Annotated in this window: 22 protein-coding genes; 11 read left to right on the top strand and 11 right to left on the bottom strand. The window is 64.6% G+C overall.

The genetic code is table 11. From position 1 onward, the window contains the following. Window positions 1-233: 233 nt before the first annotated feature. Genes rodA through FMM02_RS01155 form a run of 5 tightly spaced genes read right to left on the bottom strand, consistent with a single transcriptional unit; the run spans window position 234 to window position 5,723 of the window. Window positions 234-1,346, bottom strand: coding sequence for a rod shape-determining protein RodA (gene rodA, locus FMM02_RS01175; protein WP_147493151.1), 1,113 nt, complete (start codon window positions 1,344-1,346; stop codon window positions 234-236). After that, on the bottom strand, window positions 1,343-3,265 hold the full coding sequence (gene mrdA, locus FMM02_RS01170; RefSeq protein WP_147493150.1) for a penicillin-binding protein 2: 1,923 nt from the start codon (window positions 3,263-3,265) through the stop codon (window positions 1,343-1,345). The genes rodA and mrdA overlap by 4 nt, the downstream gene beginning before the upstream one ends. Then, window positions 3,262-3,789, bottom strand: coding sequence for a rod shape-determining protein MreD (locus tag FMM02_RS01165; protein ID WP_147493149.1), 528 nt, complete (start codon window positions 3,787-3,789; stop codon window positions 3,262-3,264). Before FMM02_RS01165 ends, mrdA begins: the two co-directional genes overlap by 4 nt. Next, entirely contained in the window at window positions 3,789-4,670 is an 882-nt protein-coding gene (locus tag FMM02_RS01160; RefSeq protein ID WP_147493148.1) for a rod shape-determining protein MreC, read from the bottom strand. Before FMM02_RS01160 ends, FMM02_RS01165 begins: the two co-directional genes overlap by 1 nt. A gap of 9 nt (window positions 4,671-4,679) precedes the next feature. Continuing rightward, window positions 4,680-5,723, bottom strand: coding sequence for a rod shape-determining protein (locus tag FMM02_RS01155; RefSeq protein ID WP_147493147.1), 1,044 nt, complete (start codon window positions 5,721-5,723; stop codon window positions 4,680-4,682). 154 nt (window positions 5,724-5,877) lie between these two features. On the opposite strand from FMM02_RS01155, the gene mutL reads away from it, so the two are divergent. From mutL to FMM02_RS11130, 3 genes are all read left to right on the top strand, one after another. Then, window positions 5,878-7,635 carry a DNA mismatch repair endonuclease MutL gene (mutL, locus tag FMM02_RS01150; protein ID WP_147493146.1) on the top strand — a complete coding sequence of 586 codons (1,758 nt, stop codon included), beginning with the start codon at window positions 5,878-5,880 and terminating at the stop codon, window positions 7,633-7,635. A gap of 256 nt (window positions 7,636-7,891) precedes the next feature. Next, complete coding sequence (locus tag FMM02_RS01145; RefSeq protein WP_246104793.1) at window positions 7,892-8,437, top strand: porin family protein; 546 nt, start codon at window positions 7,892-7,894, stop codon at window positions 8,435-8,437. 115 nt (window positions 8,438-8,552) lie between these two features. Next, the gene (locus tag FMM02_RS11130; RefSeq protein WP_187107803.1) at window positions 8,553-8,723 is read left to right on the top strand and encodes a hypothetical protein; all 171 of its coding nucleotides are present in this window, start codon (window positions 8,553-8,555) and stop codon (window positions 8,721-8,723) included. Here the strand turns inward: FMM02_RS11130 and ilvC are convergent. Next, a complete protein-coding gene (gene ilvC, locus FMM02_RS01140; protein ID WP_147493144.1) occupies window positions 8,720-9,685 on the bottom strand; it encodes a ketol-acid reductoisomerase in 966 nt (321 codons plus the stop codon). The two genes, FMM02_RS11130 and ilvC, sit on opposite strands and share 4 nt — an antisense overlap. Before the next feature lie 9 nt (window positions 9,686-9,694). Further along, a complete protein-coding gene (miaA, locus tag FMM02_RS01135; protein WP_147493143.1) occupies window positions 9,695-10,624 on the bottom strand; it encodes a tRNA (adenosine(37)-N6)-dimethylallyltransferase MiaA in 930 nt (309 codons plus the stop codon). Here miaA and serB point away from each other — a divergent pair. After that, complete coding sequence (gene serB / locus FMM02_RS01130; protein WP_147493142.1) at window positions 10,593-11,483, top strand: phosphoserine phosphatase SerB; 891 nt, start codon at window positions 10,593-10,595, stop codon at window positions 11,481-11,483. The genes miaA and serB overlap by 32 nt on opposite strands. On the opposite strand, the gene FMM02_RS01125 is transcribed toward serB, so the two are convergent. Next, entirely contained in the window at window positions 11,480-12,349 is an 870-nt protein-coding gene (locus FMM02_RS01125) for an SPOR domain-containing protein (protein WP_147493141.1), read from the bottom strand. The two genes, serB and FMM02_RS01125, sit on opposite strands and share 4 nt — an antisense overlap. 135 nt (window positions 12,350-12,484) lie before the next feature. Between FMM02_RS01125 and FMM02_RS01120 the strand changes: the two genes are divergently transcribed. From FMM02_RS01120 to FMM02_RS01110, 3 genes are read left to right on the top strand one after another with little or no spacing between them, the layout of a single operon-like run. Then, entirely contained in the window at window positions 12,485-13,207 is a 723-nt protein-coding gene (locus FMM02_RS01120) for a ParA family protein (protein WP_147493140.1), read from the top strand. Window positions 13,208-13,219: 12 nt separating this feature from the next. After that, entirely contained in the window at window positions 13,220-13,984 is a 765-nt protein-coding gene (locus FMM02_RS11305) for a hypothetical protein (protein WP_246104792.1), read from the top strand. Between the two features lie 17 nt (window positions 13,985-14,001). Continuing rightward, a complete protein-coding gene (locus tag FMM02_RS01110; protein ID WP_147493139.1) occupies window positions 14,002-15,318 on the top strand; it encodes an SPOR domain-containing protein in 1,317 nt (438 codons plus the stop codon). 1 nt (window position 15,319) lies between these two features. On the opposite strand, the gene FMM02_RS01105 is transcribed toward FMM02_RS01110, so the two are convergent. The 3 genes from FMM02_RS01105 to FMM02_RS01095 are packed head-to-tail and all read right to left on the bottom strand — an operon-like array spanning window position 15,320 to window position 17,805. Further along, the gene (locus FMM02_RS01105; RefSeq protein ID WP_147493138.1) at window positions 15,320-16,216 is read right to left on the bottom strand and encodes an aspartate carbamoyltransferase catalytic subunit; all 897 of its coding nucleotides are present in this window, start codon (window positions 16,214-16,216) and stop codon (window positions 15,320-15,322) included. 12 nt (window positions 16,217-16,228) lie between these two features. Next, entirely contained in the window at window positions 16,229-16,705 is a 477-nt protein-coding gene (gene ruvX / locus FMM02_RS01100; RefSeq protein ID WP_147494918.1) for a Holliday junction resolvase RuvX, read from the bottom strand. Next, entirely contained in the window at window positions 16,702-17,805 is a 1,104-nt protein-coding gene (locus FMM02_RS01095) for a DUF3089 domain-containing protein (RefSeq protein ID WP_147493137.1), read from the bottom strand. Before FMM02_RS01095 ends, ruvX begins: the two co-directional genes overlap by 4 nt. A gap of 79 nt (window positions 17,806-17,884) precedes the next feature. Here FMM02_RS01095 and gatC point away from each other — a divergent pair, with 79 nt between their 5' ends. From gatC to FMM02_RS01075, 4 genes are read left to right on the top strand one after another with little or no spacing between them, the layout of a single operon-like run. Then, on the top strand, window positions 17,885-18,172 hold the full coding sequence (gene gatC, locus FMM02_RS01090) for an Asp-tRNA(Asn)/Glu-tRNA(Gln) amidotransferase subunit GatC (protein WP_147493136.1): 288 nt from the start codon (window positions 17,885-17,887) through the stop codon (window positions 18,170-18,172). Next, a complete protein-coding gene (gene gatA / locus FMM02_RS01085) occupies window positions 18,172-19,656 on the top strand; it encodes an Asp-tRNA(Asn)/Glu-tRNA(Gln) amidotransferase subunit GatA (protein WP_147493135.1) in 1,485 nt (494 codons plus the stop codon). Before gatC ends, gatA begins: the two co-directional genes overlap by 1 nt. Then, the gene (gatB, locus tag FMM02_RS01080) at window positions 19,653-21,119 is read left to right on the top strand and encodes an Asp-tRNA(Asn)/Glu-tRNA(Gln) amidotransferase subunit GatB (RefSeq protein ID WP_147493134.1); all 1,467 of its coding nucleotides are present in this window, start codon (window positions 19,653-19,655) and stop codon (window positions 21,117-21,119) included. The genes gatA and gatB overlap by 4 nt, the downstream gene beginning before the upstream one ends. 28 nt (window positions 21,120-21,147) lie before the next feature. Beyond that, a complete protein-coding gene (locus FMM02_RS01075) occupies window positions 21,148-22,782 on the top strand; it encodes an alkaline phosphatase family protein (protein WP_147493133.1) in 1,635 nt (544 codons plus the stop codon). Window positions 22,783-22,814 lie beyond the last annotated feature (32 nt).

Genomic DNA, 22,814 nt, shown 5'->3' with positions numbered 1-22,814 from the left:
CTGCGCCCAAATTAGGGTTAAGAGTCAGCTGCTCTACCAACTGAGCTATGCGTCCGTGCCTGTCAGGCAGCGCGCTGGCCGCTTGGAAGCGGGGGCGCGGGCGGGCCTCTAACAAGAGTCTTTGTTCCGCGCAACGCCCTTGATGGAAAAACTTGGGCGATCATCGCTGATCGCCGAACCGCTGCTGCACGGGGGCGGGGCGAGGCGATGCGCCCGTTTCTGGATTAGCTCCGTCAGCTCAAGGTCGAGCGGGTGCGCGAGCGCCGTTCAAAGCCCATCAGCAGCCCCAGGCAAATCATCACGGTCATGACCGCCGATCCGCCGAAGCTGACCAAGGGCAGCGGTATCCCGACGACCGGCGCCAAGCCCATGACCATCATCAGGTTGACCGTGACATAGAAGAATATGGTCATCGACAGGCCGGCTGCGGACAGTTGCGCAAACCGCGTCTTGCTTTTCTGGCTGACCCGCATGCCCCAGCGGACGACCATGGCGAAGGCCAGGATCAGCAGCACGCCGCCGATCAGGCCCCATTCCTCAACAAATGCGGCGAAGACGAAGTCGGTATGGCCCTCGGGCAGATATTGGAGGTGGCTTTGGCTTCCGTTGAGATAGCCCTTGCCCCAGACGCCGCCCGATCCGATGGCGATCTTCGACTGACTGATATGATAGCCGGCGCCAAGCGGATCGGCTTCCGGTTCAAGGAAGATCAGCACGCGCTTGCGCTGATATTCGTGCATCATCGCGTAGACGACGGGCAGCGCCGCGGCGAGAGCCCCCGCACCCGCTAGGAAATACCACATCGGAAGGCCGGCTACGAACATCACGGTCAACCCGCCGACCAGCACCATCGTCGCGGTGCCAAGGTCCGGCTGGACGAGGATCATGCCCCAAGGCAGGAGGACCAGCAGGGCAGCCGGCCAAAGTCCGCGCCAGCGGCGGACATCGGCGATGGGCAGAAGGTCGTAGAACCGGGCAAGCATCAGGCAGACGGCGGGCTTCATGAATTCCGATGGTTGCAGCCGGATAAATCCCAGGTCGATCCACCGCTGTGCCCCCTTGCCGACGAAGCCGACCATTTCCACCGCGATGAGCAGCAGCAGAATAAAGACATAGGTCGGGAAGGTGACCTGCTTGATGAAATTTTCGGGGATGTAGCTGATCGCGACTGCCAGCGCGAAGAAGGCAAGGATGGTGATCGCCTGCTTGATCGCCCAGGGCGACCAGGACCCACCGGCAGCAGAAAAAAGGGTAACGATGCCGATCGTGCAGATGATCGCCACCAGCAGGATCAGACGCCAGGGCAGGCGGGCCAGCGGCTGGGGAATGATTGCCGAACTGATCATGCGCCAAGCCCTGCTGCCGATTTCGACATGGCCTTAAACTGTGCCTCCCGGCGCGCCGTCCGCTCCATAAGCGTGCCACCCCATTGTTCCTCGAGCGCGGCAAGCGATTTCAGCGCCTGTTCCCGATCGAACAGATAGGTGAGCACATCCTTGGCGACCGGCGCCGCGGCGCGCGAGCCGCCGAGCCCATGTTCGATGACAACCGAGCCGGCATAACGCGGATTGTCGTAGGGCGCGAAGAAGACGAACAGGCCGTGGTCGCGATATTTCCAGTCGCCCGACTGGCCGCGCTGGCTGCCGGTAATCTTGCGCACCTGAGCGGTACCGGTTTTTCCGCACATCTCGATCCCAGGCAGCTGGAGCCGGCTTGCGCCCGCCGTGCCGTCCCCGTTGACGACCTCCCACATGCCGCCGCGCACCGCGTCGAGATGTTCCTGGGGAATCCCGAGGGAGGGGGCGGGCTTTTCGTGCCGACCGATCAGCTGCGGGTGGAGGTTTCGGCCTGATGCGATGCGCGCCGACATCACCGCCAGCTGCAGCGGATTAAGAATCAGATATCCTTGGCCGATCGAGGCATTGAGCGTGTCCGACGCGGTCCAGTCGGGCCGTTCGATCAGGCGCGGGTTAGCCTTGAACTTGCGCGCTTTCCATTCGCTGTTGGGGACGGTCCCATAGCTTTGGCTGACGACCGGGAGGTCGAACCTGGCACCGAGCCCGAGGCGCTTGGCCATCGGCGCGATGGCATCATAGCCAATGCGATGGCCCATCGCGTAGAAATAGGTGTTGCAGCTCTTGGCGATCGCCCGCCGCATGTTGACCGAGCCATGCCGGCCGAGGCAGCGGAAGAAACGGTTTCCGAGCCGGTATCCGCCGGGACAGTGGATGGTCTCGTCGGGATCGATCCCCGCGGCCAGAATGGCCAAGGCGCCCATCGGCTTGATCGTCGAACCCGGGGGGTAAAGCGCCTGCAGGGTCTTGTTGAGCAGCGGCCGCCGTTGGTCCTCGGCCAGCATGCGCCACTCGGTCTGGCCAATGCCGTCGGAAAAACTGTTGGGGTCGTAGGCGGGCATCGAAGCCATGCACAACAGGTCGCCGGTAAGGCAATCGATGATCGTGCAGCTGCCCGATTCTTCGCCAAGGCGACGGGCGGCATATTCCTGCAGCCCGGCATCGATCGCCAGCTGGACCGTCTCGCCCGACCGGTCGGGCTTCGGTTCGAGCTCGCGGACCAGCTTTCCGCGAGCGGTCAATTCGACGCGCTGCCCGCCGGGCTGGCCGCGCAGTTTTGGCTCAAGGGTCTTTTCCAGGCCCTCCTTGCCGATTTTGAAGCCGGGCGTCACCAGCAGCGGGTTCTTCTCTTCCTCATATTCCTTGGCCGAGGCTGCGCCAACGTAACCGACCAGGTGACCAACCGCTGGCCCCGAGGGATAATAGCGGGAAAAGCCCCGCATCGGCTGGACACCGGGCAGTTCGGGCAATCTCACCGTGACGGCCGCATAATTTTCGTAGGGGACATTTTCCGCGACCTGAACAGGCTGGTATCCCCGTGCGGCCTTCAGTTCCTTGATGATCCGGTCGACGTCGTCCGGAGTCAGGTCCAGCGCGCGGGTTAACGTTCGCAACGTTTCCGTCGGCCGTTCCAGCTGTTCGGGAATGATATCGATCCGGAAGTCGGATCGATTGATGGCGATCGGCTTGTTGTTGCGATCGATAATCCATCCCCGCCGGGGAGGCACGATGATCAGCTGGACACGATTATCTTCGCTCAGCAGCTGGTAATGTTCATTCTGCGCAACCGACAGATAGCCCAGGCGGGCAAGCAATATGCCGCCGAATGTGGCCTGCATCCCGCCGACAAGCATCATCCGGCGCGAAAAGGTGATCGACTGGTGCGCCGCCGTGAAACGCGGTTTTCTCATCGCCCCAGCCTCCAGCGGTCAATCTTTGTGACGATCAGGGCAGTGACCGGAAAGACCAGCACCGCGACGATGATCGCCGGAGCGGCGGTGGACTTAAGGGGGACGGGGGCGCCCAGCATTGCTGCGGCCTGCCACTGCGCCAGCTCGACCATCGCCAAAAATAGTGCCGCGATCGCCCATTCGACCCAATAATCGCGCCACATGGTGCGGCGGTCGAGGATGTCCATGGCGATCATGATCGCAGGCCAGAATACCATCGACAAGCCGATCGGATTACCGAGAATGAGATCGTTGGCGAGCCCCATCGGCGCGGCCCACCATGCCGGCCACGCATCCGCTCGCAGAAGGCGCCAGGCAACCAGTAGCTGCAGCCCGAAATCGGGCCACCAGCCCGTTGCCGACACGATGGGAAGCAAGGAGAGCAGCGCGCCGACCATCACGGTGGCGGCAGGCCAATATTCGGCGCCAGGGCGGGGCCCGCGATTAAGGCGCGCGCTCTTCGACCCCAGCGCCGACCGGACCATCAGAGATCCTCGCTGCCGGCCGCGCTCGCTGCCTGGGCCATCGGCTCATAGGGCCGCTGCACAATCGCAAAGCTGACTCTGGCGGGGTCGGCGATCGGGATCGCAATCGCTCCATCGTCATCCAGACGAATGACCTTGGCAATCGGGATCAGCGGCGGGTAGAGGCCGCCCGCGCCGGACGTGACGATGATGTCGCCCGGCCTGAAAGGGTTCTTGCCTACCTCGAGTGGTCGAACATCAACGGTCCCGTCACCGCGACCGGTCGCGATGACCGGCTGCCCGCCCTTGAGAATCCGCGCCGGAACGACGTTGGCCCGGTCGCTGACCAGTAGGACCCGGCTGGCTACGGCGCCGGCGTCGATGATCCGGCCGATCAGCCCTTCGGCGGCGCGTACCGGCATACCAATCTCGATGCCCTCGTTGGTCCCCACCGAAATGATCGCGAACCGCCGCGGGCTGTCGAGCGAGGAGCCGACGATCCGGCCCGCCGCGATGGCGTCCTGACTGCGTTCGCGAAGCTGCAGCGCGGCCTTGAGCTGCTGGTTCTCCTCAAGGATAGCGCGGGCTTCGACCATCCGCCGCATCAGGGCCGCGCGGTCGCGCTTCAGCCGGGCATTCTGGTTGGCGGCGTTCCAATAGTCCCCGGCTCCGCCGACCAGACCCGTAACGGTCGTCGTAACTTCATTCAGCGCGCCGCCGATGGGCGCCGTCACGTCGAGCGCCGCTCCGCGCACGGCGGCATAGCTTTGGGGGGCCACAAGCGAAAGGATCAGCAGGACCAGCCCGACAATCATCCCGGCGACGACCGCCAGGAAACTGAAGAACAGACTATATTGAGCGCGCCTCGACCAGCCCGGGCGCGGTCCCGCCGAGGCCGCCATAGCTATCGCTTAGGCCGTCTGGAGGACGCCGCGGAACTGCTCTTCCTCGAGCGCCCGGCCGGTCCCGAGGGCGACGCAGGTCAACGGATCCTCGGCTACGGTCACGGGCAGCCCGGTCTCGTCGCGTAATACCTCGTCGAGACCCTGAAGTAGCGCGCCGCCGCCCGTGAGGACGATGCCTTGGTCGCAGATGTCGGCGGCCAGTTCTGGCGCAGTGTTTTCCAGCGCAATGCGAACGCCTTCGACGATCGTGCCGACCGGTTCCGACAGGGCTTCGGCGATCTGGCCCTGGTTGATCGAGATTTCCTTGGGCACGCCGTTGACCAGGTCGCGGCCCTTGATGTGTACCGTGGTCCCGATGCCGTCGACCGGCGGCTTGGCGATCCCGACTTCCTTCTTGATCCGCTCCGCCGTAGCTTCGCCGATCAGCAGATTGTGGTTGCGCCGGACATAGGAGGAAATGGCTTCGTCCATCTTGTCGCCGCCGACACGGACTGAAGTGGTATAGGCGAGGCCGCGAAGCGAGAGCACCGCGACTTCGGTCGTCCCACCGCCAATATCGACGACCATCGACCCGATCGGCTGCGTTACCGGCATGTCGGCGCCAATCGCGGCAGCCATCGGCTCTTCGATCAGATAGACGGCCGAGGCGCCGGCGTTGCTCGCGGCGTCGCGGATCGCGCGGCGCTCGACGCTGGTCGATCCCGACGGAACGCAAATCACGATCTCGGGGAAGCGCCAGGCGCGCATCTTGCCGCCATGCACCTTATGGATGAAATGCTTGATCATCTGCTCGGCGACGTCGATGTCGGCGATGACGCCGTCACGCAAAGGCCGGATGGCCTCGATCTGGTCGGGGGTCTTGCCCATCATCAGCTTGGCGTCTTCGCCGACTGCCTTGACCTTCTTGGTGCCGTTGATCGTTTCGATTGCCACCACGGACGGCTCGTTGAGCACGATCCCGCGACCACGCACATAAACCAGCGTATTGGCCGTTCCGAGGTCGATCGCCATGTCGTGCGACATCCATTTGAACCAGCGCGTCCAGAACATGCTTTTCCCGTCTCTCGCCTATCGATGTTGGAAGAAGGCCGAGTGCCCCGACCCGATTCACCACCCTTTATTCAAGCCCTTGTAAATCCAGCATGAATTTCCGGAAAAATTCCGCGCTTCAAGGGTGAACATCGATTGGGCTAGGACAGGCCCCATGTCAATAAGAAGGCTGCCTTCCGAACTCATCAATCGCATCGCCGCCGGCGAGGTGGTCGAACGTCCTGCCAGTGCGCTCAAGGAGTTAATTGAAAACGGTCTCGACGCCGGCGCCGGTGCGGTGTCGATCCGCCTATCGGCAGGAGGGCTGGACCGGATCGAGGTGGCCGACGACGGTTCGGGAATGACGCCCGCCGACATGCGCCTCGCGCTCGAGCGGCACGCGACCTCCAAGCTGCCTGACGACGCGATTGAGGCAGTGACCAGCTTCGGCTTTCGCGGCGAGGCGCTGCCGTCCATCGCCAGCGTGTCGCGACTGACGCTGGAAAGTCGGGTTCGGGGCGCCGAGGGATGGCGGACGAAGATCGATCACGGGGTGGCCGAGGAGGAGGGGCCTGCCGCGCTACCGCCCGGGACCCGGGTGCGGGTCGAAGCGCTCTTCGACAAAGTACCCGCCCGGCGCAAGTTCCTCCGCAGCGCAAGGGCGGAATATGCTGCCTGCCTCGACGTGGTGAAGCGACTCGCCATGGCCCGTCCGGACGTCGCCTTCGCACTGGAGCATGACGGGCGGACCATCTTGTCGCTTCACCCCGCCGAGCCGCCGAAGCGGGTCGCGGAATTATTGAGTCACGAACTCGACCGGCATGGCCTTGGCATCGACTGTGTACGCAATGGCATCCGCCTGACTGGCGTCGTGAGCCTGCCGACCTTCAATCGCGGAATGGCTGACCAGCAATATCTATTCGTCAATTCGAGGCCGGTGAAGGACCGGCTATTGGTCGGGTCGCTTCGTGCCGCTTACCGCGACCTGCTTGCCCGCGACCGCCACCCGGTGGCGGCGCTGTTCGTCGAGGTACCGACGGATGAAGTCGACATCAACGTCCATCCCGCCAAGACCGAGGTCCGGTTTCGCGATCCGGCGGCAGTACGCGGGCTTATCGTCGGCGGCCTGCGCACCGCGCTCGATGAAGCCGGACACCGCAGCGTCGCGCGCGACCAATTTGCCCAACCCGCCGCGTGGCAGGTCGAGCCGGTCGAGCCTGCGGAACCGCGGCTGTGGTCCGGGCCGGCTTCCGATTCCGCTGGTGCGCGCGCGGTCGTCGCCGACCTGTCGATGGATTTCCTCCCGCAAGGTCGTGCCAGCATCGCGGACCCCGTCGCGCCATCGGAGCCGGCCTATCCGCTGGGGATTGCCCGCGGCCAGGTAGCGGCCACCTATATCGTCGCGGAGGCCGCCGACGGCCTCGTCATCGTCGACCAGCATGCCGCCCATGAACGGCTGGTACTCGAACGGATGCGCGCCGCGACCCGGGGCCACGAAGTCGCCCGCCAGGCACTGCTTGTTCCCGACGTGGTCGAGATGGAAGAAACCGACTGCGATCGAATCGAGGACGCAGCTGCGGACCTGCTTCGCCTGGGCCTGGAGATCGACCGGTTCGGACCAACGTCGATCCTGGTTCGCGCGGTCCCTGCGGCCCTTGGAAAGACCGATGTCAGCGGATTACTCAATGACCTGGCGGCTGAACTGTCTGAACTGGGGACCGCGCTCTCGCTCGGCGAAAAGCTCGACCACGTCGCGGCTACCATTGCCTGCCATGGGTCGGTGCGGGCAGGGCGCGTTCTTTCGGTCGCCGAAATGAATGCGCTGCTCCGCGAAATCGAGGTCACCCCCCATAGCGGGCAGTGCAATCACGGCCGTCCGACCTGGGTGAAGCTGGGGCATGGCGAGATCGAGAAGCTGTTTGGCCGGCGCTAAACACTCCACTCGCTCCATCGCAAAAAATTTTCGGGCCGCCCAAGCATCTGGTTTTAAACAGGAACCTATCCTTCCTGAATGGTTTGGGTCAGCGCCGTTCATTGAAGCGACAAGTTGATTGCCCAAATGAGCGGCAGGGGCTGCCGGTCCACACGGCATAACAGGAATATGACGGAAGCGACTGTTTTTATGTCGCTTTTGAGAGCGCCTATCCATGTCCGAACGGGCTGGACAGGCGAAACAATGGAGCATGATTGTGAAAAAGATTCTGTTCGCTACTGCCGCTACGGCTGCCGTTCTTTCTGCCACTCCGGCGCTGGCCCAGAATGCCGCCCCGGTCGGTCCGCGTGTCGAGGCAATCGCCGGCTATGACCGGGTGAAGGCTGCCGGCGAAAAGGATGGCGGCGCACTGTTCGGCCTGGGCGCCGGCTATGATGTCGCCGTCGGCAACGGCGTTTCGATTGGCGCCGATGTCGAAGCCAGCAAGTCGACCCAGAAGGAAGGCGATCCCGACGTTGCTCAGGTCAAGTCGGGCCGCGACCTTTATGCCGGTGGCCGCCTCAACTTCGCAGTCTCGCCGACCGCGAATCTCTATGTGAAGGGCGGCTATACCAACGCCAAGTTCAAGGCGACCGACGGCGTTATCAGCGCGTCGGACAACCTCGATGGATATCGCATCGGTGCGGGCGGCCAGATGGCCTTGTCCGGCAAGGCCTATGTTGGCGCCGAATATCGCCATTCCAACTACGAACATGGTGTGGCGCGCAACCAGGTCGCAATGACCCTCGGCACCCGCTTCTAAGGCGGATTGTCGCGACAACGAGGGGCGTCCGGCAAGGCCGGGCGCCCCTTATCATTTGGGCGACAATAGGAGCGCGTTCTGCTAAGTCTCGCCTGTCCGTAGCGGGAGATTGGCCATGAGCGAATATGACAAGGGCTATTTCGCCCGTCGCGCCGCGGAAGAAGCGGAATTGGCGCTAAGCGCCGGCGACCCCGAAGCCCAAGCCGCCCACCGCCGGCTGCAGCGTGCCTATACCGAGCGCGCATCCGTTGGCGACCGGCAGATGCAGGTGCAGCAACAGGATTAGGGGAGCAGGGCGCTGCGGGCCTTCTCGACGCGCAACTCGCGCGATCGGGCCCGCGATTCGCGGAGCCTCGGATAGGCCGAGGCCTCTTCCTCACGGAGCAGGTCCGCGAATGTCCCTTCGCGGATTTCTGTCATGATTTCCCGCATTCGGGCGCGGTTGGCCGAGTCGATCACGCGCCTTCCGCCGACGAGTGCGCCAAGCTCCGCGGTATTGCTGATCGCTTCGCGCATGCCCGCGATGCCGCGCGCCTCGATCAGCTCCGCCAGCAGCTTCAATTCGCCCACGCATTCCATATAGGCGACTTCCTCGCTGATCCCGGCGTCGATCAGCGTATCGAAGCCGGCGATGAGGATTTCCGGCACCGCGCCCCACACTACCGCCTGTTCATTGAACAGGTCGGCCTCACATTCCTCGGCAAAGCTCGAGCGCAGAAGCCCGGCCCGTCCGCAGCCCAGTGCCTGGCCATAGGCAAGGGCCATCGGTTCGGCATTGCCGCTGCAATCCCGCTCCACCGCGAATAGCGCGACCATCCCCTTGCCCTGGGTAAATAGCGACCGGAGCGCCGTCCCTGGCCCCTTGGGCGCGACCATGATGACATCAAGGTCGGGGCGAGGGACGATGAACTGAAAACGGATCGCCAAACCATGACTGAAACCAATCGCGGCGCCCGGCCGGATACAGGGTTCGATTCGGAGGTAGACCGCTGCCATCACCTCGTCGGGCACCAGCATCATCACCAGGTCCGCTTGCGCGGCCGCTTCGGAAAATTCTGTGACGGGAATCGCGTCGGCCGTCGCCCGGTCGGCGCTTCCCGACCCTTCCCGAAGGCCGACGACGACGTCGATGCCGCTGTCGCGCAGGTTGAGCGCCTGGGCCCGGCCCTGGTTGCCATAGCCGATAATCGCAACCCGCTTTCCCGCGAGCGCGGCGCCGTCGATGTCTTTGTCAGTCAGCGCTTCCATTGCGGTTGGCTACTCCTTCAGCGCCAGCAGGGCCAGCGCACGCTCGATGGCTTCATCTTCAAGGGGTTCCTGGAACCGCGGCCAGTCGGCCGGCGGCTGGTGCGCGAACCAGGTATATTGGCGCTTGGCATATTGGCGCGTCGCAAGTTGCCCGGCTGCAATCGCCTGATCTCGGCTGAAGTCACCGCGCAGCATTGCCGAGATCGCCTCGACGCCGATCGCGCGCATCGCCGGCAGCCGGGGATCGAGGTTCCTGGCCAGGAGCGCTTCGACCTCCTCCACCGCCCCCAGGTCCAGCATCGCCTCGAACCGGCGATCGCAGCGGTCATAGAGCCATGGACGGGGCGGCAGGAGGATGAGGGGGTTGAGGAGCACCGCGCCGCCGATCCCGCCGCTGCGTTCCTGCTGCCAGTCCGCTAGGCTGACCCCGGTCGAGCGAACCACTTCCAGTGCCCGGGCGATGCGGGCAGTGTCGCCGGGATTGAGTCGTGTGGCGGCGACGGGATCGAGCGTCGTTAGCGCTGCCAGATTCTCCGAGACACTAGCCGCGCGGACCTCGGCCCGTATCGCCGGGTCAATCGGCGGGACGGGGGCAATGCCGTCGATCAGCGTGCGCAAGTAAAGGCCGGTCCCGCCGACGAGGATCGGCAGGCGCCCTGCACGATGCAGGTCGGCGATCCGAGCTTTGGCAGCCTCGGCCCAATCGGCCGCGGACCCCGGCACCGCCGGGTTGAGCATCGCGTAGAGGTGGTGGTCGGCGCGTTCCCGATCCCGTGTTGAAGGTGCAGCGGAAAGGATCGGCAGAGCGTCGTAGATTTGTGCGCTGTCGGCGTTGACAATGGCCCCGCCGCAGCGCTCCGCAAGGCGCAAGGCAAGCTCGGACTTGCCGCTTGCGGTCGGACCGGCAATGACCACCAGCGGAGGCGTTATCTTGACCATTGCCACGCTGATAGCAGCCGGACGGCTGGACGAAAGCCTGATAGAGGCGGCGCTTGGCCGCCTGGGGGGAGGGCGGTTGTCGCGCTGGATCGACAGGGGCGATGCCGCAGATCTTGAAATCGACATCGAGCGCAGCGCGGTTCGCGGCGTACTCGAAGGCTGGGAACGCGTTGACATCATCGTCCAGCCGCCGGGCCCCCGCGAGAGGTGCATGCTGGTCGCCGACATGGATTCCACCATGATCGGGCAGGAATGTATCGACGAACTCGCCGATTATGCCGGGGTCAAGCAGCAGGTCGCCGAGATCACCGAGCGGGCAATGCAGGGCGAACTGGATTTCGCAGCGGCGCTTCGGGAGCGTGTGGGCCTGCTCAAGGGGCTGGACGAAGCGGTGATCGAACAATGCCTGGCGGAAAGGATCAGGCCGAGCCCGGGCGGGGCGACCCTCGTCAAGACAATGCGGCAGCGCGGGGCAATGACCGTGCTGGTGTCCGGCGGCTTTACGGCGTTCGTCCAGCCGATCGCCCGGCAGCTCGGCTTCGAGCGGTTCGAAGCCAATGTGCTTGGCGTCGCCGGCGCAACGTTGACCGGCGAAACCCAAGGGCGAATTGTCGATTCCCGCGCCAAGCTGGCGGTCCTTGAGAGCCTCCGCACCGAACTGGGACTCGGAGAGGCCGACAGCCTCGCCGTCGGCGACGGCGCAAACGACATTCCGATGATCGAGGCAGCCGGCCTTGGCGTGGCCTTTCGCGCCAAGTCGGCGCTCGCGGCAGCGGCCGATGCCCAGCTCGATCATCATGGGCTGGATGCCCTGTTGTGGGCGCAGGGAATTCCGCGCTCGGCCTGGGTCGTGGACTAGCGGCCGGCGACCGCGAAACAGGGCTGGGGGGCGAGCCGGTTGCAGGCCTGGGATGCGGCGGCCCGACTTTCGAACGGACCTGCCTGCAGCCGGACCATCGCGCCTACCGGGACATAAAAGGCCTGACGCCCGCCAAGCTTGCCCGATAGTCGGGCGAACAGATCTTCTGCCGAGCTTTTCTTGCCGAATGCGCCCAGCTGGATGCGCCAGTTGCCGGTCAATGGCGCGGCAACCCGGGATGGTGGTTCGGCGGTGGCGGGCCTTGGCTGCTCGGCCTGGCGGCGCGGCGCGGCCGGAACTGGCGCCGCGTCCTTTCCGGCCACCATCTGCCGCGCAAGGGCGACGCCCTTCTGCCGCTGCTCCAGCGGCAGGATTTCGTCCATGTCCGCAAGTGTTGCCTTGGCAGGGGCGAGGCCTTGCGCGGCGGCCCGGCTTACAAGGGCGTAGGCCGTTACCGGATCGGCCGGTACACCGTCGCCATTGAACATCGCCGTTCCGACCATCAGCAACGCCCGCGCATCGCCCGTGTCGGCGGCGCCTTTCAGCCATCGCAATGCGGTAACGCGATTGCCATTCTGGAATAATAGTAGGCCAAGCGTCGCCTGGGCATCGACATGACCCTTACGCGCCGCCCGTTCCAACCAGTTTTGCGCCTGGCCGAGATCGAGGGGTACGCCCTTTCCTAGCCGATAGGCCTGGCCGAGATTGAATGCGGCATCGGCGTCGCCCTGTTCGGCAAGCGGGCGCCAGTGCGCGACCGCGCGCGAAGCGTCGCCGGCCTGCCACGCCTCGATCCCCGACTTGACCGTCGCGGGAGCCGCGGACGCCGCCAGGGCGATTGCCAGGCCAATGAAAAGGTTACGCATTCTTCACCCCAATCCACCGCCTTTAACCCTAGCTGCACTCTATCCCGTCCGACAAGGCCGAGCGCCAGTTAACCAATATTTAGGGGCTTTGCTGTCAGGTGGGGTCGAACAGCGTCATATGGCGAGGGGAATGGAATGCGCGTTCTGGCAATGGCATCGCAGAAGGGCGGGTCGGGCAAAACCACCCTGTCCGGTCACCTTGCGGTGCAAGCGCAGCGAGCGGGCGCGGGCCCGGTCTGCCTGATCGACATCGATCCGCAAGGGTCGCTTGCCGACTGGTGGAACGAGCGGCAGGATGACATGCCGGCCTTCGCCCAGACGACCGTTGCTCGGCTCGCATCGGACCTTGAAGTGCTTCGGCAGCAAGGCTTTCGCTTGGCCGTCATCGACACGCCACCAGCAATTACTATGGCCATTCAGTCGGTCATCGCGGTGGCCGAACTCATCGTGATCCCAACCCGTCCGAGCCCACACGACCTGCGCGCCGTGGGAGCCACGGTCGATCTTTGCGACCGCGCCGGCAAGCCGCTCATCTTCGTCGTCAATGCGGCGACCCCCAAGGCCAAGATCACTTATGAAGCCGCGGTCGCGCTGTCACAGCATGGCACCGTCGCTCCCGTTACGCTTCATCACCGGACTGACTTCGCTGCTTCGATGATCGATGGCCGGACGGTGATGGAGGTCGATCCCCAAGGCCGGTCCGCTCGCGAGGTCACCGAACTTTGGGACTATATCTCCGACCGCCTTGAAAAGAATTTTCGCCGTACCGTCTTTGCCGCGCCCAACCAGGCGCCCGGTATCAGTGCGGCCAGCCCGCGTCCCGTTGGTGGCTTCGGCCGCCGCGTGGTGGGCCAGTAAGGAGTGTCAGCGATGGGTGAACCCAAGGCATTCGCATCGCTCTCGTCCGGTCTGCTTGCTCGCAAGGGCGCGGCCCGCCCGGCGATGCGTCCGCAAGGCTTCGGCCAAAGCGGCGCCGGTCTCGACGATCTCGGCTGGAACGACATGGGGTTTGAACCGCCGAAGCCGGCGATCGTCCCGATCCGCGACGCCGACCACGACGCGTTCGGGGAAGAACTCCCCGACCTGCCGCTGCGGAATCCGATTTCCGCGCTGACGCCGATCAACTCGCCGGTGCATGACCAGCAGGCCGAGATTGCCGAACGTTTCTCGTCGCATGACGAGGATGGCGAGAATGAGGATGGCGAATATATCGACGAGACGGCCGAGATCTACGAACCCGAGCCGGACGAAACGCCAACCCTGACAATGGTGCCCGAACAGCTTGGGCCGGAAGAAAGCCTCGCGCCCGAAGCCAAGGGACCCGAACCGGAGCCGCTGGCCAATCCTGCGCCCGAGCCGGTCCTGTCGGTCAAGCCCACGCCCGTGCTGGTGATCCCGGCGCGCCTTGAAGCGCCAAAGCCGGTCCGCCGCCGCGCGGCTCCCGGAAGCAAGGGCAAGGCCGCGTTCACGCTGCGGCTCGATCCGGACCGGCATCTGAAACTTCGCCTGGCTTGCGCCGTCAGCGGCCGTTCGGCCCAGCAGCTGGTGACCGACGCACTCGATGCGCTGCTCGCCGGAATGCCCGAACTCGACACGATGGCCGAAAAGGCACCGCGCAAGCGCGCCGAACTATAATTGGGGAGATACGTCCGATGACGCCGAATCGCCTAGCCACCGCGGCCGCCGCCGTGTCGCTAATCGCGCTGGCTACGGCTTGCGCCGGACCCGGTTCAAGGCTGCGTGGCGCATCGCCGTTCGGCGCCAAGGTCAATTCGGCCGACGTCGGTCTTGCGACCCGCGCGCAGATGGCGCTGATGGCCAATGACGTTGCCACTGCACTGTCGCTGGCGGAGCGGGCGGTCGAAGTCAGTCCGAACGACGCCAGCTTCCGCACATTGCTTGGTAACTGCTATCTCGCTGCTGGACGCTTCGCTTCTGCCGAAGCGGCCTATCGCGATTCCTTGTCGCTTGGGGCGACCCAGCCGCAAACTATCCTGAAACTGGTGCTGGTCCAGATCGGCTTGGGCAAAAGCGATCAAGCCCAGCTCCTTCTCGCCGAAGCTCGCGGCATGATCGATCCGACCGACGCCGGGTTGGCATTGGCGCTTGCCGGTGACCCGCAGGGCGCTGTCGCGCTGCTTGAGCCGGTCGCCCGCTCCATCGGCGCCGACGCCCGTACCCGCCAGAACCTGGCGCTCGCCCATGCGCTGTCCGGCGATTGGGTCCAGGCTCGCGTGGTCGCGGCTCAGGACTTGCCCGCAGACCAGATCGACAGCCGCATCCAGCAATGGATGGCACTCGCCAAGCCGAGCCGGGCTTCGGATCAGGTCGCTTCGTTCATCGGCATTCAGCCGATCGCCGCCGATCCGGGGCAGCCCGTTCGGCTGGCACTGCATCGCGATACTGGGATCCAGCAGGCAGCTGCTGAACCGGTCCCCGTGACTGAGGCTCCGGCCGCGGTTTACGCTGAGGCCGCCCCAATCGCACCACCGGCTATGCCGACCTATGCTGCGCCGGCCGCGCCGGTCGCGCTGGCTGAGACGCCGATGCCCGAATATGCCGCTCCGGCCGAAACCCCGGTCTTCGCGCTCCGCGAGGCCCGTCCAGCGCTTTCCCCGGCCTCTGTCCGTCTGTCGGATTCGCTGCCGTCGATTCGCAAGGCTTCGGCACCCAGGGCTGCCGTCGGTAAGAGCCGCGCTGTGGTTCAGATCGGCGCCTATTCATCGCGCGAGCGCGTCGCGACGGCCTGGAGCAGGGCTTCGGCCAAACATGACTCGCTCAAGCGCTATGTGCCCGTAACGGCGCAGTTCGATGCCGGCGAGGGCACGGTTTACCGTCTCTCGGTCAAGGGCTTCGAGAGCGAACGCGACGCAATCGAACTCTGTTCGTCGCTGAAGCGGGCTGGCTCCAATTGCTTCGTGCGCAGCGCGTCGGGGGATTCCCCGGTCAGGTTTGCCTCGCGCGGCTGAACTAGCGGCGCCGGTTTGCTGTCAGGAGGTCGAGACAGGCCATCCTGACCGCGACACCCATTTCGACCTGGCGCACGATGAGCGAGCGCGACGGGTGATCCGCAAGCGCCCCTTCGATTTCGACGCCGCGGTTGATCGGCCCGGGATGCATGATCACGGCATTGGCCGATGCCGCCGCGAAGCGCGCCTCGGTAAGGCCGAAACGCGCCAGATATTCGCCGGGCGCATCGCCGAGATCCTCTTCCATCCGTTCCCGCTGGACGCGCAGCATTATGATGACGTCGGCCGCGTCGACCGCTTCGTCGATGGTCACGCCTTCAAGGTGGTCGGGCATCAGCGAAGGAGATCCAGCAAAGCGCAGCTGCGCGCCAAGCCGGGCAAGCAATTTGGCATTCGAGCGGGCAACCCGGCTGTGCTTGAGGTCGCCGCAAATGGCAATCTTCAGGCCCTCAACCCGACCGAAGTGCTGGCGGATCGTCGCCGCGTCGAGCAGCGCCTGGGTGGGATGTTCGCCGATTCCGTCACCGGCGTTGATGACGGGGCAGTCCATGATCTGGGCAACGCTGGCCGGCGCGCCACTGGTGCCGTGACGGATTACCAGAGCGTCTGGCCGCATCGCGTTCAGGGTCCGCGCCGTATCCTCCAGCGTTTCGCCCTTCTTGATCGAACTATGTTCGACTTGCATCGTCACGACCTGCGCGCCCATCCGGTTGGCGGCGATCTCGAAGCTCATCAGGGTTCGCGTGGAATTTTCGAAAAAGGCGTTGACCACGGTCAGGCCGTCTAGGCGATGGTCATTGCGACGCGGCTGGCGATTGTAGGCGAACCAGCGTTCGCCTTCGTCCAGCAAGTCACCGATCTGGTCGTCGGTGATGTCGTCGATCGAAAGAAGGTGCATTAAAGCCGCGCCCTAGCCTGAAGGCGGCAAGTTGACCAGAGCATCGATTGCCCCCTGCAGGATATGCGCCGCGGCATGGGCGTCGACCTTCTCGGCGCGCTTGGCACGGCTCATTTCGCTTTCGATCATCGTCCGTTCGACCGCCACGGTCGACCATCGTTCGTCCCATAGCAGCAGTGGCAGGTCGAGCGGGGCGAGATTGCGGGCGAAGGCGCGCACCGACTGGGTGCGCGGACTGTCGCTGCCGTCAAGGTTGAGCGGCAGGCCGACAACCAGCCCGACCGGCTTGTGACGGGTGATGAAGCTGGCCAGCACCGCCAGGTCGGCAGTGAATTTGGTGCGCTTCACCGTGTCGGCGGGGGTCGCGAAACTCCATCCCGAATCGCAGGTTGCAAGGCCGATGGTCTTGGTCCCGACGTCGAGTCCCGCGAGCCTGCCGCCGTTGGCCGGCAGCGCCGCGGCGAACTCGGTGGCAATCGTCGTGATCAGCGCCACTGCGCCAGCCTCTTTTCCGCGTCGGCACGGATAGAGCCCCAGAATAGGGCATAGTCGTAAACATGATAATTATTGCCGGGTAGCAGATAGGGCCCAAGATCCGGGATTTCGCCTTCGATCAACAGGAATCCCTTGTCGCAGCGCGCGCCCACTTGCCCGGCGACCAGGCTGGCCGAGGCAAGGCCGCCGTTAGGCACCAGGGTTCCCTTGTTCGCCATCGGCGCGGCACCTGCGCCCGTCGACCCCGTCAGCGGGTTGGTGCACAGCATGTCGGCCTGCTCCCGGATGATTCCGGTGGGTCCCTTGGTGCCCTTCCAAGCGTCAAGCACCAGTCGCGGATTGGCCGGCTCGCTGAAGGTTTGCCACGACAGGACGCAGCCCGTTGCCTGAGCCGTGCCGCAGGCGGCAACGCCGGCGGGCTGCAGGTCAGCGCGGGTCGAAAGCGGCCAGCCGACGACATAGGCGGCGACCAAGCGGCCCGCGATCGCCTCCTTGCGGTCGACCAACAGGCGCGAAAGGTGGAGCGAGCCCTGGCTGTGCGCCGCGAGGAACAGCGGCTTGCCCGGTGGTTGGGCGGCGATGAACGCATCGAACGCCGCCAGCACATCGCGATATGCGAGGCCTAGCGCCTTGTCCGCATCTTCGCTTCGCAGCAGGAATGTGCCGAACGCGGCCTGGCGGTAGCGCGGTGCCCATATGTCGGAGACGCTGTTGAACGCGCTCGCCTGGCTCCGGACGAATAGCCGGGTCCGCGAATCGGCCTCGCCGTCGAGGTTGAGCGGCGCATTCCACCGGTCGCGCTCAAGATAGGTAGTCGGGTGGACGAAGAAGGTCGCGGCGCGCTTTGCGCCGCGCGTGCTGATTTCGCCTTCGGGAACCCATGCCGACGGATCGTCGGCCAACCCTGGCTTGGCAATCCAGGCGGTATCGCTGGCATAATCCGGCCCGCTGCGCGGCGCTGGCTCCTGATAGCGCCCCACCGGAACAGCCTGCTGAATGAGCACCCGGTCGCCGAACTGGAACAGGGCGAAGGCGCCCAATACGGCAAGCAGGATGAAGATGAAGATGATGATCAGAAAGCGGCGGGCACACATGGGCGCTTGCGCTTAATGCGCATGATGCGGTGCGGCAACTCGCTTGAAGGGGAAGCTGCCCCCTGCTAGCCGCGCTGCCATGTCCGTGAACGCAAATCAGGTGCGGCATGTCGCTAAGCTGGCCCGGATCGCGATGAGCGATTCCGAGATCGAGGCGATGGTGCCCGAATTCAACAACATACTCGGCTGGGTGGAACAGCTCGGCGAGGTGGATACCGACGGGGTCGAACCGCTCACCGCGGTCATCGAGAACCAGCTTCGCTTGCGCGACGACGTGGTCGACGACGGCAATGTTCGCGATGCGGTATTGCGTAACGCGCCCGACGCGCAGCACGGTTTTTTCGCCGTTCCGAAGGTGATCGAATAGTGGGCGAGCTCAACAGCAAGACCATCGCCCAGTTGCGCGAAGGGTTCCGGGCCGGCGAGTTCACGGCGCGGGAAATTGCCGAGGCCTTCAACGCGGCGGTTGCCGCGGGGCGCGAACTCAATGCCTATACCGTGGAGACCCCGGAACTGGCGCTGGCCGCCGCCGACGCGGCTGACAAGGCCAAAGCGTCGGGGGAGTTGAAGCCGCTGTCGGGTATCCCGCTCGGCATCAAGGACCTGTTCTGCACCGAAGGGGTCGACAGCACCACCGGAAGCAAGATCCTGGCCGGGTTCAAGCCGCCTTACGAAAGCACCGTTTCGGGCAATCTGAAGCACGCCGGAGCGGGCATGCTCGGAAAGCTCAACATGGACGAGTTCGCGATGGGCTCGTCCAACGAAACCAGCGCCTATGGCCCGGTCATCTCGCCCTGGCGCCGCAACGACGGTAGCAACGCGGCGCTGACCCCTGGCGGAAGCTCAGGCGGGTCGGCAGCGGCGGTCGCGGCCGGGATGGCGCCCGGCGTCACCGGTACCGACACGGGTGGTTCCATCCGCCAGCCGGCGGCCTTCACCGGAATTACCGGGATCAAGCCGACCTATGGCCGCTGCTCGCGCTGGGGGATCGTGTCCTTTGCCTCATCGCTCGACCAAGCCGGTCCGATGGCCCGGGATGTGCGCGACTGTGCGATCCTGCTTGAAGCAATGGCCGGCTTCGATCCCAAGGATGCGACCTCGCTCAACCTGCCGGTGCCTCAGTGGGAAGCCGGTCTGAGCAGTGACCTTCGCGGCAAGACGGTGGGAATTCCCAAGGAATATCGCATCGACGGCGTGCCCGACGAGATCAATGCCATCTGGGACCGCGGGATCGAGTGGCTGAAGGATGCCGGCGCTGAGGTGGTCGAGATCAGCCTTCCGCACACCAAATATGCTTTACCGACCTATTACATCATCGCCCCGGCCGAAGCGTCATCGAACCTCGCCCGTTATGACGGGGTGCGCTACGGGCTTCGGGAGTCGCCCCCGGGTGGCAATCTCGATGCGATGTACGCCGCAACCCGCGCGGCCGGCTTTGGCGCCGAGGTCAAGCGTCGGATCATGATCGGCACCTATGTCCTTTCGGCGGGCTTCTATGACGCCTATTTCACCAAGGCGCAGAAGGTCCGCACGCTGATCAAGCGGGACTTTGCGCAGGCGTTCGAACGGTGCGACCTGATCCTCACCCCGACCGCCCCAAGCGCGGCTTTCGGCCTTGGCGAGAAGATGAGCGATCCGCTGGCCATGTATCTGAACGACGTGTTCGCGGTCCCGGCAAGCCTTGCCGGGCTGCCGGCTTTGTCGGTTCCGGGCGGGCTTGACGGGCAGGGGCTTCCGCTCGGCCTGCACCTGATCGGCCGGGAACTTGACGAACAGGGCATCCTCAACGCCGGTCTCGCGATCGAGGAACGCGCCGGTTTCAATCATCGTCCGGGGAATTGGTGGGCATGAGCGACTATCGCATCAAGGGCGCGACCGGCGACTGGGAAATCGTAATTGGCCTGGAAGTCCATGCCCAGGTGGTGTCCAACGCCAAGCTGTTCTCTGGCGCGGCGACCGCGTTCGGGGCGGAGCCCAACACGCAGGTGAGTCTGGTCGACGCGGCGATGCCGGGCATGCTTCCTGTGCTCAACGGCGAATGTATTCGCCAAGCTGTGCGTACGGGACTGGCGCTCGATGCGGTGATCAACCGGTGGAGTCGGTTCGACCGGAAGAATTATTTCTACGCCGATTTGCCGCAAGGATACCAGATTTCGCAGCTCTACCACCCGCTGGTTGGCGAGGGCGAGGTCGAGGTGCTGCTCGACGAAAAAGACGAGAGTTCGGCCAAGCGGATCGGCATTGAGCGAATCCATGTCGAGCAGGATGCCGGCAAGCTGATGCACGACCAGCATCCGACCATGTCCTATGTGGACCTCAACCGGTCGGGCGTCGCGCTGATGGAAATCGTTTCGCGGCCCGACATGAGATCGCCCGCCGAGGCCGGTGCCTATCTGCGCAAGCTACGCGCGGTGCTGCGCTATGTCGGATCTTGCGACGGCAATATGGAAGAAGGCTCGATGCGCGCCGACGTCAACGTAAGCGTGCGTCGCCCGGGCGAGGAGTTGGGGACCCGCACAGAGACGAAAAACGTCAATTCGGTTCGTTTCGTCATGGCGGTGGTCGAGCAGGAGGCCCGCCGCCAGGTCGACCTGATTGAGGAGGGCGGCGAAGTCGTCCAGGAAACGCGCCTTTACGATCCAGACAAGAATGTCACCCGTCCGCTGCGTTCAAAGGAAGACGCGCACGACTATCGCTATTTCCCCGATCCCGACTTGCTCCCGCTGGAGCTGGACGAGGCGTTTATCGAGGAATGCCGGGCGTCGCTGCCGGAGCTGCCGGATGCCAAGCGCAAGCGCTACGAAGGGCTGGGGATCAGCGCCTACAATGCCTCGGTCCTAACTGCCGAGGTCGAAACCGCGCGCTGGTTCGATGCGCTGCTGGAAACCGGGGCTGAGGCCAAGCAGGCCTCCAACTGGGTCAATGGCGAGCTGTTCGGCGCGCTTAATCGCCTGGGCAAGTCGATCGGCCAAAGCCCGGTTTCGCCGGCTGCTGCGGCTGAGCTGCTGGGCCTGGTCGCGGATGGCACGATCAGCGGGACTATCGCCAAACAGGTCTTCGAGATCATGCTCGAGACCGGGCAGGGAGCCGCTGCGATCGTCGAGGAAAAAGGTCTGAAACAGACCAGTGACACCGGCGCGATCGACGCAGAAATCGACAAGATCCTCGCCGCCAATGCCGACAAGGTCCAGCAGTACCGGGACGGCAAGCAGCAATTGTTCGGCTTCTTTGTCGGCCAGACCATGAAGGCTATGGCGGGCAAGGCCAATCCGCAACTGGTCAATGAACGGCTGCGGGCCAAGCTGGACGGGTGAACGCCAGCAAACTGGTGGGAGAGAAGTTATGCGTAATCTAGGCATCGCCCTATTACTGGCGGCAACTTCCTCCGCGGCATTGGCACAGCCCGCCACGCGCCCCGCCCAGCCGCCAAAACTGCTGATCGCCATTTCGGTAGACCAACTGTCCGGGGACATTTTCGACGAGTATCGCCCGCACTTCACCGCGGGCCTCAAACGCCTGTCGGGCGGGACGGTCTTTCGCAACGGTTACCAGAGCCACGCCGCGACCGAGACCTGTCCCGGCCATTCAACGATGCTGACCGCCAAGCGGCCGGCGTCTAACGGCATCGTTGCGAACAGCTGGATCGACCAGTCGGCGTCGCGGCAGGATCAGGTCATCTACTGCGCGGAAGACGAAAGCGTCGCGGGATCGACCTCGACCAGCTATTCGGTCTCGCCCATCCACCTCAACGCCGAAACGCTGGGCGACCGGTTCAAGAAGCTGTCGCCCGCCAGCCGCAATGTCGCGGTGGCCGGGAAGGACCGCGCCGCGGTGATGATGGGCGGGCGCAATGTCGACCAGCGCTGGTATTGGAACGGGCAGATCTTCGCGACCGACCTCAAGGCCCGACCCACGCCGGCCGTGGTCACGGCGTTCAATGTCGGTTTGACGACGGCCCTGGCTGTCGCACGACCGGCGCTCGCACCGCCGCCGCTCTGTTCGGCCCGGGCTCGCGGTTATGACCTTGCACCCGGCGTTCGGGCCGGCGACCATCGCTTCGAGCGCGCCGCCGGGGACTTGCGCGCCTTTCGCATTTCGCCTGAATTCGACGGAGCGACGCTCGCCCTGTCTGCAGGTCTGATCCAGGAAATGGGCCTTGGCCGGGGACCGGCAACCGACATTATCTCGGTCGGCCTGTCGGCTACCGATTATATCGGTCACGCCTATGGCAGCGGCGGCATGGAGATGTGTCTGCAGGTGTTGGCGCTGGACCGCGAACTAGGCGATTTTTTCGCTCAGCTCGACCTCAGCGGAATCGATTATGCGGTGATGCTGACGGCCGATCACGGCGTCATGGACCTTCCCGAGCGGCTTCGTGACAAGGGCGTTGCCGATGCGGCCCGCGCCGATCCCGCGCTGGCTGCTTCGGAAGTCGGCAAGCGCCTCGCACCGCGCGTGAACCGGACGGATAGCGTGCTCAAGGGCATCGGGATCGCTGGCGATATCTGGATCGATGCCTCGCTGCCCGCCGCAGAACGGAGTCGCGTCCTGGCTGATGCACTCGCCAGCTATCGCGCCCACCCGCAAGTCTTCGCCGCCTTTGGCCGCGACGAGATCATGAAGGTCGCAATGCCGACCGGATCGCCGGATCGCTGGAGCGTGATTGAGCGCATCCGCGCGTCGTTCGATCCCAAACGATCCGGTGACCTGTATGTCGTTCTGAAACAGCATATCAGTCCGATCGCCGTGCCGTCGAAGGGATATACCGCCACCCACGGCAGCGTGTGGGACCATGACCGGCGCGTTCCAATCCTGTTCTGGCGGAAGGGAATGGCGGCGTCGGACCGGCCCGAACATATCGAAACGGTCGACATCATGCCGACTCTGGCGGCCTTGCTTGGGCTTGCGGTCGATGCCCGCGCTCTCGATGGCAAATGCCTCGGGGACGTGGAAGGAATTTCCTGCCCAGCGCGCTAGGCGACTGAAACTCTTGCCAATTTCGGAAATGG

The organism is Sphingomonas xanthus, assembly GCF_007998985.1.
Taxonomy (GTDB): domain Bacteria; phylum Pseudomonadota; class Alphaproteobacteria; order Sphingomonadales; family Sphingomonadaceae; genus Sphingomicrobium; species Sphingomicrobium xanthum.
The sequence above is the reverse complement of the archived record's forward strand: the minus strand, read 5'-3'. Positions and strand labels throughout refer to the sequence as shown.